This window comes from Collinsella aerofaciens, assembly GCF_018785265.1.
GTDB classification, from domain to species: Bacteria; Actinomycetota; Coriobacteriia; order Coriobacteriales; family Coriobacteriaceae; genus Collinsella; species Collinsella aerofaciens_AI.
The window spans coordinates 15,441-29,778 of record NZ_WQPK01000007.1 but is presented as its reverse complement, the minus strand read 5'-3'; the positions used below and the strand labels follow the sequence as shown (position 1 = coordinate 29,778).

Below are 14,338 nucleotides of genomic sequence, written 5' to 3'. Positions count from 1 at the left end.
TTGTAAAGCCGTTTGTCTCCACCCGCGTAGCGGGTGGTTTAAAGCTGGCCGCTGCGCGGCCAGCAGACTAAAGTCTTGAAGAAAAAGCTCGGAAGCAATTTTGCTTCCGAGCTGCAAGTTCTTGGTCGCGGGGGCAGGATTTGAACCTACGACCTCCGGGTTATGAGCCCGGCGAGCTACCAGACTGCTCCACCCCGCAATGTCTGGGCGCCTCATGTGCGCAAGAAAGAATATTACGCGGGAGTTCGGTAAACGGCAAGGAAAATCTCGTAGAGCATAATTCCTTCATATTTAAACCCCTCAGCCCCTATCACCGTAAACGAATCGCAGCCGAGCGCCGTCGACGGCACGTATACAATGGTGCGCGTCCTTTTATGCCAACACTGGGAGTAGACATGCTGCTCGCTATCGATATGGGAAACACGCAGACGGCCATGGGCCTGTTTGACGGAGACGAGCTGGTGCAGTCGTGGCGCATGCCCACCGACCGCTCTTATACCGCCGACGAGATCCATGTGCGCCTGATGGGTTTCTTTAAAATGTACGGCCTTTCGCTCGACGCGGTCGACGCGATCGCCTTTGCGGGCGTGGTGCCGCAGCTCTCGCGCGAATGGCACGCCGTGGCCGACCGCATTGCCGCGGACGCCATCGTCATCGGGCCGCAGACGGCCGCGGTGACCAAGCTGCGCGCGGCGCGCCCCCAGGCCGTAGGTGCCGATCGCGTCGCCAACGCCGTTGCGGCCGAGACTTTCTACGGCGCGCCGGCAATCGTGGTGGACTTTGGCACCGCGACCAATATCGACGTCATCGATGAGGACGGTTATTACATTGGCGGAGCGATCGCGCCGGGCATCCGCATCTCCATGGACGCGCTTGCCGCCCGTGCCGCCAAGCTCGCCAGCGTGCCGCTCGAGGCACCCGAGCACGCCATCGGCCGCGACACCGAGGAATGCATCAAGGTCGGCGCCGTGGTGGGCGCCGCCGCCATGGCCGAGGGCCTGGTCGCGCGCATGAAGCGCGAGCTGGGTCGTGAGGACGCCACGGTTATCGCCACAGGCGGTCTCGCCAGCATCGTCGCCGATTCGACCGATGCCTTCGACGTGGTCGACGGACAGCTCACCATCAAGGGTATCTGCGAAATCTACCGCCGCATGCAGGAGCTGGGATAGAGCAGGGGCTTAAGTCGAGCACGGGCGCGAGCGGCGAACTAAGCAATGCATTGGTCCTATTCCTCAAAATCGAAAATTTATCAGTTTTGAGGAATAGGCTTTCTGCTACGCCTCGCCGCATAGCCACCTCGCCAGGTCCACGATCTGCACCCCATTGCGGTCCGTGGCCTCGTGATGCGTTCGGGCGAGAATCATCTTGGGGTACGCGTCGCCAATGCTCAGCAGTGGCGAAATCTCGCGTTCAAATGTCTTATCCGAGCTGATGTCGTCGCTCACCTGAATGTAGAGCTTCTCGCTTCGCTTAATTGCTATAAAGTCAATTTCCTTTTTATAGAGCACACCGACGTATACCTCGTATCCGCGGCGCAGCAGCTCGATGGCCACCATGTTCTCGTATACGCGTCCCCAATCCATATCACGTGTACCGAGCAGTGCGTATTTGAACGCGTGGTCTGCCAGGTAATATTTCTCGCCGCTCTTAAGGTATTTTTTGCCGCGAATGTCGTACCGACGAACTTTATAGAAGGCAAACGCATCGCACAGGTACCCCATGTACGTGCCGACCGTCTTGTTCGTAATCTTTAGCCCATCCGCATTTAATGCATCAGTAATGTTGCGTGCCGACGTAATGTTGGAAACGTTGTCCATCATGTAATCGGCAATGCGCAGCAGCGCCGATTCGTTTCTCACGTTATGCCGCTGCACGATATCTCTCACAATGAGCGTCTTAAAGACGTTGGAGAGATATTGATAGCGCTGCTCCTGCAGTGGATAAGGGTAAGAGCCAGACATGCCGCCGGTTCTCGCGTACCCATCGAAGTCGCGGTCGACCTCGCTCTCGTCGCCATAGAGACGATACTCCTCAAACGAGAATGGGAAAACCTCGATCTCGAAGGTGCGCCCCGTAAAGAGCGTTGACAGATCGCTCGACAGCAAAAAGGCGTTCGATCCGGTGATGAAGATGTCGTACTGCTCGGATGCGTGAAGGCTGTTGATCGCACGCTCAAAACCGTCGCACATCTGAACTTCATCGATTAGCAGAAAGTTATGCTTGCCGGCCACTCGATGCTCTTTTACATAGGTGAGCAACGCGTGATACTCGAGCAGGTTCTCGAACTCATCGAGGTTGTAGTTGATATGGATGACATTCGAATTGGACAGATTCGCCTCCACGTAATCGCGGAGGGCCTCGAGCAATTTTGACTTACCGCTACGGCGGATGCCCGTTATGACCTTGATGTCCGGCACGCCAATAAGGCTCGTCAACGTGTCCATATATGACGTTCTATTGATGAGTTTCATTGGGGCCTCCTCGCGGTCTTTTATCGCTATTCCTCAAAAACGAAAATTTTTCAGTTTTGAGGAATAGGCTCTGTAGCGAATATACCTCGCGAAAGGCCGAGCTGCCTTAATCCTATTCCTCAAAAACGAAAATTTTTCAGTTTTGAGGAATAAAGCGCTGGCAACCCATTCCCCAGACAAGCGAAAGCCCTCCCCGGTGCAAGCCGAGGAGGACTCCGTTGTCATCGTTATCTTTGGGCGCGAGCGCCTCGCGTTACAGCCCGCGAATCCGTACGGCCTCGGGCGGAAACTCTTGCTCGCCGGCGTCGGTCTTAATGGTCGCGCGGCCCCAGATGTCCAGGCCCGCAAACACACCGACCGCAAGCGGCAAGCCGTTGGGCGACACCGCCGCAACTTGGCGGCCCAGCAGCGGCACCATGTCGAAGTACTCGCCCAGCACCGGGGCCAGCGGGCCGGCAGCGCCCTGTGGTGTGTTGGCGGCAACCGCCCAGGCGTCAACGCGAGCGAGCACCGCCGCGGCCAGCGCCTCGACCAGCACTTCGTCGGCATCATCTACACCGAGCTCGCTCAGTGCCGAACGCTCAATATCCACCGTCACGGCACCGAACATGCCCGCGGCACCGGCACCGCCGTTGACGGCGAGGCGCGCGAGCGACGTCTCAAACGCAGGCGCGCCGCACACAATGTCACTCGGCCACTGGATGCCCACTTTGCCGGCAAGCCCCAGGCCCGGCGTTGCGGCCGTGCCCGCGAGCGCGTCCATCATGCCCATTGCGGCCACAAACGGCAGGCCGTGGAAGGCGTGCATGTTCACATCGGGGCGCACGACCAGCGAAAACGTCAGCGATGCATCGCCCGCGCTCCACGCGCACCAGCCCGCGGACATGCCCTCGCGGCCCGCGTCACGCGCCGCGTCGAGCTCGGTACCGGCGGCTACAGCATTCATCTCGATCATCTACATACGCCCCAATTCGCCCACGATATGGCCCACGCGATCCTCGGGCTCCTTGACCTCGACGCCGTTGTAGCGGAAGAACCGCGCCGGGTCGTGCATCAGGTCCTCGAGCGGCACCAGCACAAAGTCGCGCTCGCCGATCAGCGGATGCGGCAGACGCAGCTTCTTGCCGCCGTGGGTCTCACCATCCATCCACAGCAGGTCCAAGTCGATGGTGCGCGGGCCGTTTGCCTTGGCCTTTTTGGAGCGGTCGCGGCCCAACTCGGCCTCGATCTTCATGAGCTCATCGAGCAGCACCAACGGCGCCAGTTCGGTCTTAATCTCGATGACGGCGTTGGCAAACGCGTCCTGGCGCGTCTCATAGGCCGGCTCGCTCTCGTAGATGCGCGAGCAGTTGGACACGCAGGTGAGCGGGATCTCGGCGATCATGTCACGCGCGGCGCGAATGTTGTCGCAGCGATGCCCCAGGTTGGAACCCACGGCCACAAACGCGCGGCGCGGCTGCGGCTTGGCAACGGCCCAGTAACCGTTCAGGAACTGTGCAAAGCCCGCAACGTCATGCACGCGCACGATGTTGGCGCCGGCCTGGATGGCGCCCAAGCACACACCAAACGTGGCGGCATCGCGCGCGGCGGCATCGGTCACGCCCGAGACGGCGCCCACAAAGCGCTTGCGCGACACGGCGCACATGAGCGGATAGCCCAGCGACGCCATCTTGGCGGTCTCGCGCTGGATGACGATGTCTTCGTTGGCCGTCTTGCCAAAGCCCGGGCCGGGATCGATGCAGATACGGTCGCGCGACACGCCGGCATGGATGAGCGTGCGGGCCTGGTCGGACAGAAAGCCCATGACGCGGCGCATGATGGGCGCAGAATCGGGCAGGGTAAAGCGGCGGAGCTGTGAGGTGGGCACGTAGGCTTCCTCGCGGCGGGCGCTGCGGCGCATCATGGCGGCCAGGCGGTCATTGGACTCCGATGCGGCCTCGGTGGCCTCGGGCGCGGCCTCGGGCGCGGGCGCGACGGTCTCGGCGGCAGCAGCCTGCTCGGCGGCCGGCGTCTCCTGCCCCAGCTCGGTTGCAGGCTCGGACGTGGGCTCCGGCTCGCCAAACGGCAGTGAGGGCTGTACCACACCGCCCGGAAGCTTGGCCTCAACCTTGGGCTCGCCCAGCAACTTGCCGCGACGGCGACGGGCCGGCTTCTCGGCCTCGCGCGCGGCCTCGGCAGCCGCTTCGCGTGCCTTCTCGGCAACAAACGCCGCAGCCGAGGTATCGAGCTGCACCGTTGCGTGCGTGCGGGCGGGCGCGGCGACCTCGCCGGCATGCATCACGATGACGCCGCAGGTGCTCGTCTTAACAAACTCGACCATCTTGGGATCGGTGAAGCCGGTCACGTCGTTGACGATCGAGGCGCCGCAGCGCACGGCCGCCTTGGCAACCGCTACATGACGCGTGTCGATCGAGACGATGGCGCCCTCCTTGGCCAGCGCGCGCACCACGGGCAGCACGCGGCGCGCTTCCTCATCGGGGTTGACCGGGGTAAAACCAGGGCGCGTGGACTCGCCGCCCACGTCGATGATGTCGGTGCCGGCGTCGAGCATCGCCAGGCCGTACTCGATGGCGGCATCGGGGTCGAAGTGCTCTCCGCCATCGCTGAACGAATCGGGCGTCACGTTGAGGACGCCCATGATGCGCGGACGGTCAAAGCTGAGCTCGTACTTTCCGCACCGCCATGTCTTGCTGTCGTTCGCCATGAACATCCTCCTAAAATGCCCACGCCGCCGAGCTTGGGGAGCTGGCGGCGGGGTCGCTTTGCACTCAGTCTTTCTATTGTATCCGCGCGCGCGGGCTAGAACGCAAACGCGGCCGCGATGTCGCAAGAAATCAGCAGGTCGGCATTTGCATCCTGATCGGTGGGAGCAAGGTTGCATATGGCCAGCGTATCGCCGGTAAAGTATCGCGTAAGGCCTGCCGCCGGATACACCACGAGCGAGGTCACGCCCACAATGAGGGCATCGGCCGCGGCGATGGCGGCAACGGCACCGGTCAGCACATGTTCATCGAGCGGCTCTTCGTAGAGCACCACATCGGGCTTGATGCGGCCGCCGCACGCGGGGCACGCAGGCACGCCCGCGGCATCCTCGTGCTCGCGCGAGCAAATCCACTCGGCGCTATAGACCGTGCCGCACGACTGGCAAATGTTGCGATGGACCGATCCGTGCAGCTCGAACACGCGCTGTGATTCGGCCATCTGATGCAGGCCGTCGATATTTTGCGTCACCACGGCATCAAGCTTACCGGCGCGCTCCAGCTCGGCCAGCTTGGTGTGGCAGCGGTTGGGTTTAGCGTTAAGCGCGATCATCTTGGTGCGGTAAAAGTCGAAGAACTCCGCCGGATGCGCCTCGTAAAAGCTATGCGACAGCATGGTCTCGGGCGGATAGGCAAACTGCTGGTGATACAGGCCGTCCACGCTGCGGAAATCGGGAATGCCACTTGCCGTAGAAACGCCAGCGCCGCCAAAGAAGACCACGCGCTTGTGGGTGTCAAACAGATCCGCCAGCGCGGCGGAGGCCTGCCTGGGGTCCGATATTGCCTGCGTCATATGAGTCCTCCGTCCTTGTTAGTCGGGCAGCGTTGAGCGACGTCCCAGCATGCGGCCTTTAAGTCAGCATGCGCGGATCCCACCCCGCCCCTGTTGCGCTAATCTTAAGCCTGCCAACCCCGTCGAAAGGACACCATGCCTCAGACTTACACTTTCGCCTCGTGGAACGTCAACGGCCTGCGCGCCGTGCTCAAAAAGGACCCGAGCTTTATCCAGATCGCGCAAGAACTCGACGTCGATATCCTGGCGCTGCAAGAGACCAAGTTGCAAGAAGGCCAGGTCGATATTGACCTGCCCGGCTATCACCAAACCTGGAGCTACGCCGAGCGTAAAGGCTATTCGGGCACCGCGGTCTTTAGCCGCCAGGAGCCGCTGCGCGTACTGTGCGCCGATGCGCTGCTGCCCTACGCCGGCGAAGGCGAGGCGGCCGTGCTCGTCGCCCAAGCCGCAACCGAGGGCCGCGTCTGCGCGCTCGAGTTCGACAAATTCTGGTTTGTGGATGTCTACACGCCCAACGCACAAAATGAGCTCGCGCGCATCGACGTGCGTATGGCCTGGGACGATGCCTACCGCGGCTTTTTGAACGCGCTCGAGCGCGAGACCGGCAAACCCGTCGTAACCTGCGGCGACTTTAACGTGGCGCATGAGGAGATCGACCTTAAGAACCCCAAGTCCAACCGCGGCAACGCAGGCTTTTCGGACGAGGAACGCGGCAAGTTTACCGAGCTGCTCAACGCCGGCTTTACCGATACCTGGCGCGCGGCAAACCCCGACGTCGAGGGCGTCTACAGCTGGTGGAGCTATCGCTTTAATGCCCGCAAGAACAACGCCGGCTGGCGCATCGATTACTTCCTGGTAAGCGACGCAATCGCCGACAACGTACGCGACACCGGCATCCGCGGCGACATCTTCGGCAGCGACCACTGCCCCGTCACCCTCACGCTAGAACTCTAGCCCCAAGTAATTCCTGGGGGGACAGAGGAAAACAGATTGTGTGGCCCCTCTCCCCCTATAAGTTGCGGTGGAATAGTTCCTGTTTGGGCAGCAAATAGCCAAAAACGAGAACTATTCCACCGCAAGTTCGTGAGGGAATGCGAAATGCCTTACAGCCCGTATTTCACGACGACACGGTTAATGCGGCGACACCAAGGCTTGTACAAGGCGGCCAAAAACACGCAGGTCGCAAGGCCGTGCGTAATATCGAACGGCACTGCCGTGGCAAGACGCGCCGCGGCACCCGCCCAAGTAAGCGGCTGTACAAAACCAATGATGTCATACGCGTTGATCACGACGCCATAGAGCAGGCCCGACGCAAAGCCGTACGCCAGCAGCGCTGGCATGCGCACGGTGCCGTCGGCGCGGTCGAACGCACCCGCATACGCCAGCACACCGCCAACGTATCCCACGAGCCCCCAGGCATACATCTGCCACGGCGTCCACATGCCCTGCCCAAAAAAGAAATTGCTGGTCAGCGCTGCCAGCGCGCCAACCATAAAACCATTGCGGCGACCAAGCGTCGCCCCCGCGATAATGGCGATGGCGCTCACCGGTTTAAAGTCGGGAATGGGCCCAAACAGGATGCGCCCCGCCGCCGCCAGCGCCGCCAGCACCAGCGTGGGCATAATCTGGCGCAAACCCGGACGAGATGCCTCGTAACCCGCAAAGAACAGCGCAAGTACCAACGCCACCACAACCAGCATGGCCAACGCTGCCTGCTCAACACCCGCCAGCAACGCGGCAGCCATCACCGCCGGCACCGCCAACAACAGCGGGATCTCCAGTTTTGCAAGTAGGCGCGAAACGCGATAATCCGTCATCCCATCACGCCCTATAGAACACGTTGTCGGCAAAGAAGTCGGCCGGGGGCTCCATGCAGGCAATCTCGCCGTCAAACATCATGGCGACGTCGTCGGCTACCTGCTCGGCAAAGTCCAAATCGTGCGTAGCCATGATGACGGTGCCGCCAGCCTTCGCATGGTCACGCAGGGCGCGGGCGATGATGCGGCGGCTCTCCAGGTCCAAGCCCTTCGTGGGCTCGTCAAGCAGCAGCAGCTCGGGGCCGATCAGCAGCAGCTTTGCCAGTGCGAGCAGCTGGCGCTGTCCGCCCGAGAGGTCGTAGGGGTGGCGCGTCTCCAGGCCGTCCAGTCCAAGTTGCACCGCACGCTCCCGCGCCAAGTTCTCGTCATATCCGCAGGTCGAGGACCATTCCATCAGCTCATCGCGAACCGTCTCGGCAACCAGCAATGCTTTGGGATTCTGAGGCAGCAGCGCCGCCGAGGCCGCCCCGCGCACCATGCGGCCGCGCTGCAGCTTGGCGGTCTTCGCCAGCACCGAAAGCATTGTCGACTTGCCGCAGCCGTTACCGCCCGCAACCGCATGCACCGCGCCAGCCGAAAACGACGCATCGAGCCCGCGCAGCACCCAACCGCCCGCGCGATCGTAGCGAAACCAGCTCCCTGCCAGGGTGGTAGCCGACCCAGCGTGCATTTTTTGGAGTATTCTGCTTCCATCCGTGCGCGGGAAGGCTTCCGAGCCGTTCTCGAGCGACGTTTGCGCCACAAATTCAGACGATTTGTCCAATTCCGAACTTTTTTTCGCGCTCGATACGTCCCCGGGCGGCTCCAGAGAGCCCAAATTGTCCTCACGCCTGCTGAATACTCCTTTATTTGCACATCGGATGGCACCCCACCCCAACATGTCATCGGACAACAGCGATTCTCGGCGTCCCAAAGAAGCCATATCCGCCACCTCGCGCACGCGACCGTCCTCAATCCGGTACGCACACGTCGCGTATTCGAGCATTGGGCGCGGCTGATGCGTCGCCACAACAACCGTGCAGCCCAGCTCGCGATTCACGCGAAACAGCGCATGCAGAAAACTCTTCTCGGCAACGGGGTCGAGCTGAGACGTGGGCTCATCGAGCAGCAGCACGCGCGGGCGGAGCGCCAACACGGCGGCCAACGACAGCAGCTGCTTGCGACCACCCGAAAGCGTATCGGTATCGCGGTGGAGCCAATCCTCCAGCCCAAAGAAATAGCTGGTCTCGGCCACGCGACGACGCATCTCGTCACGCGCTAGCCCCAAGTTTTCCAGGCCAAACGCCATCTCGTGCCACACGGTCTCGCACACGATCTGGTTCTCGGGATCCTGGAACACATAGCCCACGCGCTCCGCGGACGTCCGAACATCCATGTCGGCAACGCTCTCGCCCAGCACGCGCAGTTCGCCAGCGCGCTCGCCCGTCGGCGCGATCTCGGGTTTGAGCAGCGAGAGTAGCGTCGACTTGCCCGAACCGGTACCGCCAACAAGCAGCGCAAACGCACCTTGGGAAACACGCCAATCAAGCCCCTCGAGCACCGGTGCCTCGGCCCCGGGATAGGCAAAACTAAGGCCCCGCACCTCAATCGCAGGCACATCGGAGCCGCACGCCCCGCCCGTTACCGAGCAGCTATCCAACCGAGCCATCAGCCAAACCTCTTCTCATCAATCGCGTGCAACGCGCAAGGCAGCACCATCCAGGCAGCGCACACGACATAGCCCGGCCACGGCGCCGGCACCGAGAGCTGCGGATAAAACGAATACTGCGTCGTCGCGGTCCACGCCACCGCCACCGCGGCAGCACCAAACAGCGCAAGCCCAACCAGCGCGGCAACGTCGCTGCGCCCCAGCCGATACCGCGCATACGTCGTACGACGCGTCGCGGCGCCCCACCCGCGCGAGCGCATCGCGTCCGCGCGCTCCAACGAATCTTCCATGCCCCAGCCCATCAATGCACTCGATGCCCGCAGGCGCGAGCGCACGGGGTCGGCCGGCGCGCGGCCCGGCACATCAATCGCATCCTGCACCGCCAGCACCGTACGGCCGCGGCGCAAAAACTGCGGGATAAGCCTCATGCACATCGAGATCATGAGCGCGATCACCGGTGCGGCGTTACCCAAAAGCGCGAGCACCTTGTCGTATTCGAGCATCGACGCCGCGGCCTCAAACCACAGCACGCTCGCCACAAACAGCCCGCCCATGCACAGGCCGTATACCATGCTCTCCAGATACACCGCGCGCATGCCAATACGGAACAGCTCCGTCGAGCCCGAGGCACTAAACAGTGGATTGACCAGCGCGATAATCAAAATCACCGGCAGCTGCCAGCGAAGTGCGCCCAGCGTGCGGGCAGCCCCACGCGTCGCAAATCCATACGCCAACCCGCCCGCAAGTGACAGCGCAATCAGCACCGGCTGCATCGAGAACATGGTGAGCCCCAACGTCAGCACCATGTAGAGCGCCGGCACCGCCGGATGCGACATCGAAAATGCCGCGACGGGATCGTTGCCAAACTCCTCTCGTATGTTGTCCACGGGCACCCCCGTCCCCTCGCTCAAACGTCAACGCCGCAGCGCCGCCACCATACACAACCAGCGCAAACGCCGTACCGCCGGCCCAAGCCTCAGCTGCCGCGCATCAATCGTTACGCGCTCATCATATGCCTGCGGTATCATATTGCGCCGTGTATCGTTTCCAAACACACGTCTCTATAACGTAACAGGAGATCACATGGACGCAACCGCAATTATCCTCGCCGCCGGCGAGGGCACCCGCATGAAGTCGAACCACTGCAAGGTTTCGCACAAGATCCTAGGCAAGCCCATGGTTCAGTGGATCGTCGACGCCACCATCAAGGCCGGCTGCAGCCGCGTCGTGGTCGTCATCGGCAGCCACGCCGACGAGATGCGCGCCCTCATCGATGGTGCCTACGACAACAGCGCCACCAAGGTCGAGTGCGTCGAGCAGACCGAGCGCCTGGGCACCGGCCATGCCGTCAAGGTCGCGCTCGAGGCCTGCGGCATCACGCAAGGCCCCGTCGTCGTGCTCAACGGCGACCTGCCGCTCATCACCGCCGACACCGTCGCCAAGTTCGCGCAGACCGTCGCCACCGGCGAGCTCGCCTGCACCGTCATGACCATGACCCCGCCCGATCCTTTTGGCTACGGCCGTATCAAGCTGGGCGCCGACGGCCAGATCGAGCGCATCATCGAGCAGAAGGACTGCACGCCCGAGCAGGCCGCCACGCTGCTGGAGTGCAACGCCGGCTGCTACGCCTTCGACGGCGCGCAGCTTGCCGCCCACATCAACGAGATCGGCAACGACAACGCACAGTCCGAGTACTACCTGCCCGACATGCTCGAAATCCTCAAGGGTCACGGCCAGGCGGTCTCCATCTTCCACTGTGACGACTACCGCGACGGCCTGGGCGTCAACAGCCGCATCCAGCTCGCGCAGCTCACCGCCATCGCGCGCGACCGCATCAACGAGCACTGGATGGCCAAGGGCGTCACGTTCATCGATCCCACGCAGGCCTGGATCGGCCCCGATGCCGTCATCGGCCGAGACACCATCGTGTGGCCGCAGACGCATCTGATCGGTCACGTCACCGTGGGCGAAGAGTGCCAGCTCGGCCCCAACAGCCGCCTCACCGACACCACCGTCGGCAGCGGCTGCATCATCGATGAGACCATCGCCATCGAGGCCGTCATCGAGAACGGCGTCGACTGCGGCCCGCGCGCCTACCTGCGCCCGGGCACCCACATGCTCGACGGCTCCAAGGCCGGCACGCACGTGGAGATCAAGAAGTCCACGATCGGCGAGGGTTCCAAGGTGCCCCACCTGTCCTACATCGGCGACACCACCATGGGCTCCGGCGTCAACGTGGGCGCGGGCTCCATCACCTGCAACTACGACGGCGTCCACAAGCACAAGACCGTCATCGGCAAGGATGCCTTCATCGGTTCCGACACCATGATGGTCGCGCCCGCCCAGATTGGCGACGGTGCACTCGTGGCCGCCGGCTCCGTCATCACCGAGCCGGTTCCGGCCGACGCACTCGGTCTGGGCCGCGCCCGTCAGGTAAATATTGAGGGCTGGGCCGCCGATTATCGCCGCCGTCTGCACGAGGACGACGAGGCATAACGCTTTGCCAAGCACAAAAGGAGCTGTTCCATGGGGACGGCTCCTTTTTCTATCGTGACCTGCGCGACCGGATGAGTGGTCGGTTCGTGTCCGTTGACGGTAAAGACGTTATCAAGACCCGAATAACCCCGCCGCACGGTTACAATGCAAAAAGGCATCTATATGGCATTCGATGTATAAAGGAGAAGGGTAATGCCGATTAATGATCCCGAGAAGTCGGAGAATATGCGCAAGTCCATCCGCGTGTATTCCGGTTCCTCCAACCGTCCCCTCGCTCAGAAGATCGCTGAGTACCTTGGGGTCGAGCTTTCGGGCCTTACGCTAAAGCAGTTCGCCAACGGTGAGATTTACGCCCGCTACGACGAGACCGTCCGCGGCGCCGACGTCTTCCTGATTCAGTCCGTGGCCGGCGGCAACGTCAACGACATGCTCATGGAGCTGCTCATCGCCACCGACGCTGCCAAGCGCGCATCCGCCCGCTCCATCACCGCCGTTATCACCCACTACGGCTATGCCCGCCAGGACCGCAAGGCCGGCCCGCGCGAGCCCATCACTGCCCGCCTCGTCGCCAACCTGCTCGAGCGCGCCGGTGTCAACCGCATCATCACCCTCGACCTGCACCAGGGTCAGATCCAGGGCTTCTTCGATATCCCGGTTAACCACCTGTCCGCACTGCCGCTGTTTGGCCAGTACTACAACAACATGCACTTCGACACTGACAACCTGGTTGTCGTCTCCCCCGACGTGGGTCGCGCCAAGGCCGCCAAGAAGCTGTCCGACATGCTCGGCTGCAGCCTCGCTATCGCCCACAAGGGTCGTCCACGCCACAACGCCGCCGAGGTCATGGGCATCATCGGTGATATCGAGGGCAAGACCTGCATCATCAACGACGACATGATCGACACCGCGGGCACCCTGTGCGCCAACGTCAAGGAGCTCAAGGCTATGGGCGCCGGCGACATCTACGTCTGCGCCACCCACGGCATCTTCTCCGGTCCGGCCATCGAGCGTCTGAACGACGCCCCGATCGTCGAGTGCCTCGTCACCGACGCCATTCCCGTCGAGGTCGGCGGCAAGATCAAGACCATCTCGGTCGCCGAGGAGTTCGCTCAGGCCATCTCCGCCGTTTACCACGAGGAGCCCGTCTCCACGCTCGTCGGCGGCGACTTCGCGCTGTAGTCGCATCGTCCTTGCAACCCGGCGCATCGCCGTCGGAACAGAAGAAACCCCCGCGCTCCCCCTTGCTTCGCAAAGGTCGCGCGGGGGTTTCTTCTGTTCCGACGGCTTGCTCTGCCGCAGCCGTGCTTTTGTCTGGTGGGATTTCGCTGAAACGAAGTCTCGCCTTCGGCGGGCGTGGTAGCCTTTGTCGTTGATTAAACTTCTGTGTAACGAAAGGAAGCATATGGCAGCTGCACAGCCGCTCAAGATTCGCATGGTTGCCGGGCTTGGCAACCCGGGCGAGGAATATGCAGAGACCCGTCACAACGCCGGCTTTAAGGCAATCGACGAACTGGCCCGTCAGGCCGGCGTCACGTACTGGAAAAACCAGGCCGGCGCCGAGGTCGCGCTCATCAACATCAACGACCCCGAGGAAGAGGACGGCAAGCGCCAGATTGTGCTGGTCAAGCCGCAGTCGTACATGAATACCTCGGGCGGCCCCATCTCCAAGCTCTGCCGCGAATACAAGATCAAGGCCGAGGAGCTGCTCGTAATCCACGACGAGCTCGATATTCCCGCCGGCGACGTGCGCGTCAAGGTGGGCGGCGGCCATGCTGGCCACAACGGCCTGCGTTCCATCATCGACAAGATGGGCAGCCGCGACTTCAGCCGCATCCGCACCGGCATCGGCAACCCTCCCGGCAAGATGGCCGTCGCCGACTACGTGCTTAAGCAGCTGCGCGCCCGCGAGGCCGAGGATTTCCAGGACACCTGCGCCCGCGCGGCCGACGCCGCCGGCCTGGCGATCGTGCACGGCGTGGTCTATGCCCGCGACCACGTCAACGGCGCCGCCTCCGCCAACGGCAAGCACTAAAACCCACCATTTAGGGACAGGTTTATTTTGGCAGGTTTTACCTGCGGAAACGCCCCGGTTGCGGCATCGCAATCAACCGCGCGCCGCCATGCACACATAGCGCCCCAAAGGGGGCCGGCCTCACCACAACCCGAGGCCGGCCCCCTTTGCCGTTTTACCTGATAAAACTGACCAAAATAAACCTGCCCCTATTTGGCAAGCCGCAGTGGATAAACCCTGCTCCCAACCGCCGAAGACACACGTAAGTGACATGTCCATGAGGGTATAATTTGCACCGTATGTCTGCACAACGCCTGTGCACGTACGGTTTTATTCGGGCTAC

At 62.3% G+C, this 14,338-nt stretch carries 12 protein-coding genes and 1 tRNA gene; 5 read left to right on the top strand and 8 right to left on the bottom strand.

What is annotated here, in order from left to right; genetic code table 11:
• Nucleotides 1–122 precede the first annotated feature (122 nt).
• A tRNA-Met gene (locus GPK42_RS01185) sits at nt 123–199 on the bottom strand.
• A gap of 196 nt (nt 200–395) precedes the next feature.
• Between GPK42_RS01185 and GPK42_RS01180 the strand changes: the two genes are divergently transcribed.
• Nucleotides 396–1,169 (top strand): type III pantothenate kinase, encoded by a 774-nt coding sequence (locus GPK42_RS01180; RefSeq protein ID WP_195444005.1) that lies wholly within the window; start codon nt 396–398, stop codon nt 1,167–1,169.
• A 105-nt stretch (nt 1,170–1,274) separates the two neighbouring features.
• Here GPK42_RS01180 and GPK42_RS01175 read toward each other — a convergent pair whose 3' ends face one another.
• The 4 genes from GPK42_RS01175 to GPK42_RS01160 all read right to left on the bottom strand — a co-directional run bounded on the left by GPK42_RS01175 (nt 1,275) and on the right by GPK42_RS01160 (nt 6,023).
• Nucleotides 1,275–2,471 carry an ATP-binding protein gene (locus GPK42_RS01175; protein WP_215692924.1) on the bottom strand — a complete coding sequence of 399 codons (1,197 nt, stop codon included), beginning with the start codon at nt 2,469–2,471 and terminating at the stop codon, nt 1,275–1,277.
• 253 nt (nt 2,472–2,724) lie between these two features.
• Entirely contained in the window at nt 2,725–3,426 is a 702-nt protein-coding gene (locus tag GPK42_RS01170) for a hypothetical protein (protein ID WP_215692922.1), read from the bottom strand.
• Nucleotides 3,427–5,175 carry a 2-amino-4-hydroxy-6-hydroxymethyldihydropteridine diphosphokinase gene (gene folK / locus GPK42_RS01165; protein WP_215692920.1) on the bottom strand — a complete coding sequence of 583 codons (1,749 nt, stop codon included), beginning with the start codon at nt 5,173–5,175 and terminating at the stop codon, nt 3,427–3,429. It lies immediately after the preceding gene.
• Nucleotides 5,176–5,270: 95 nt separating this feature from the next.
• Entirely contained in the window at nt 5,271–6,023 is a 753-nt protein-coding gene (locus GPK42_RS01160) for an NAD-dependent protein deacylase (protein WP_215692918.1), read from the bottom strand.
• Nucleotides 6,024–6,158: 135 nt separating this feature from the next.
• On the opposite strand from GPK42_RS01160, the gene GPK42_RS01155 reads away from it, so the two are divergent.
• Entirely contained in the window at nt 6,159–6,977 is an 819-nt protein-coding gene (locus GPK42_RS01155; protein ID WP_215673691.1) for an exodeoxyribonuclease III, read from the top strand.
• A 149-nt stretch (nt 6,978–7,126) separates the two neighbouring features.
• On the opposite strand, the gene GPK42_RS01150 is transcribed toward GPK42_RS01155, so the two are convergent.
• From GPK42_RS01150 to GPK42_RS01140, 3 genes are read right to left on the bottom strand one after another with little or no spacing between them, the layout of a single operon-like run.
• Entirely contained in the window at nt 7,127–7,840 is a 714-nt protein-coding gene (locus GPK42_RS01150; protein ID WP_215692916.1) for a DUF6580 family putative transport protein, read from the bottom strand.
• Between the two features lie 4 nt (nt 7,841–7,844).
• Nucleotides 7,845–9,488, bottom strand: a complete 1,644-nt coding sequence (locus GPK42_RS01145; RefSeq protein ID WP_215673693.1) for an ABC transporter ATP-binding protein — start codon at nt 9,486–9,488, stop codon at nt 7,845–7,847.
• Nucleotides 9,488–10,375 (bottom strand): energy-coupling factor transporter transmembrane component T, encoded by an 888-nt coding sequence (locus tag GPK42_RS01140; RefSeq protein WP_338404307.1) that lies wholly within the window; start codon nt 10,373–10,375, stop codon nt 9,488–9,490. Before GPK42_RS01140 ends, GPK42_RS01145 begins: the two co-directional genes overlap by 1 nt.
• A 196-nt stretch (nt 10,376–10,571) precedes the next feature.
• On the opposite strand from GPK42_RS01140, the gene glmU reads away from it, so the two are divergent.
• From glmU to pth, 3 genes are all read left to right on the top strand, one after another.
• Nucleotides 10,572–11,984: a bifunctional UDP-N-acetylglucosamine diphosphorylase/glucosamine-1-phosphate N-acetyltransferase GlmU gene (gene glmU, locus GPK42_RS01135; protein WP_215692914.1), complete on the top strand. Its 1,413-nt coding sequence runs from the start codon at nt 10,572–10,574 to the stop codon at nt 11,982–11,984.
• 192 nt (nt 11,985–12,176) lie between these two features.
• Nucleotides 12,177–13,163, top strand: coding sequence for a ribose-phosphate diphosphokinase (locus GPK42_RS01130; protein WP_152076387.1), 987 nt, complete (start codon nt 12,177–12,179; stop codon nt 13,161–13,163).
• A gap of 223 nt (nt 13,164–13,386) precedes the next feature.
• Nucleotides 13,387–14,016 (top strand): aminoacyl-tRNA hydrolase, encoded by a 630-nt coding sequence (pth, locus tag GPK42_RS01125; protein WP_215692912.1) that lies wholly within the window; start codon nt 13,387–13,389, stop codon nt 14,014–14,016.
• Nucleotides 14,017–14,338: the final 322 nt, after the last annotated feature.

Excerpts from the sequence above, each read along its gene's own strand:
- GPK42_RS01180 (WP_195444005.1), top strand. The coding sequence starts at position 396 with ATGCTGCTCGCTATCGATATGGGAAACACGCAGACGGCCATGGGCCTG.
- GPK42_RS01175 (WP_215692924.1), bottom strand. The coding sequence starts at position 2,471 with ATGAAACTCATCAATAGAACGTCATATATGGACACGTTGACGAGCCTT.
- GPK42_RS01170 (WP_215692922.1), bottom strand. The coding sequence starts at position 3,426 with ATGATCGAGATGAATGCTGTAGCCGCCGGTACCGAGCTCGACGCGGCG.
- folK (WP_215692920.1), bottom strand. The coding sequence starts at position 5,175 with ATGGCGAACGACAGCAAGACATGGCGGTGCGGAAAGTACGAGCTCAGC.
- GPK42_RS01160 (WP_215692918.1), bottom strand. The coding sequence starts at position 6,023 with ATGACGCAGGCAATATCGGACCCCAGGCAGGCCTCCGCCGCGCTGGCG.
- GPK42_RS01155 (WP_215673691.1), top strand. The coding sequence starts at position 6,159 with ATGCCTCAGACTTACACTTTCGCCTCGTGGAACGTCAACGGCCTGCGC.
- GPK42_RS01150 (WP_215692916.1), bottom strand. The coding sequence starts at position 7,840 with ATGACGGATTATCGCGTTTCGCGCCTACTTGCAAAACTGGAGATCCCG.
- GPK42_RS01145 (WP_215673693.1), bottom strand. The coding sequence starts at position 9,488 with ATGGCTCGGTTGGATAGCTGCTCGGTAACGGGCGGGGCGTGCGGCTCC.
- glmU (WP_215692914.1), top strand. The coding sequence starts at position 10,572 with ATGGACGCAACCGCAATTATCCTCGCCGCCGGCGAGGGCACCCGCATG.
- GPK42_RS01130 (WP_152076387.1), top strand. The coding sequence starts at position 12,177 with ATGCCGATTAATGATCCCGAGAAGTCGGAGAATATGCGCAAGTCCATC.
- pth (WP_215692912.1), top strand. The coding sequence starts at position 13,387 with ATGGCAGCTGCACAGCCGCTCAAGATTCGCATGGTTGCCGGGCTTGGC.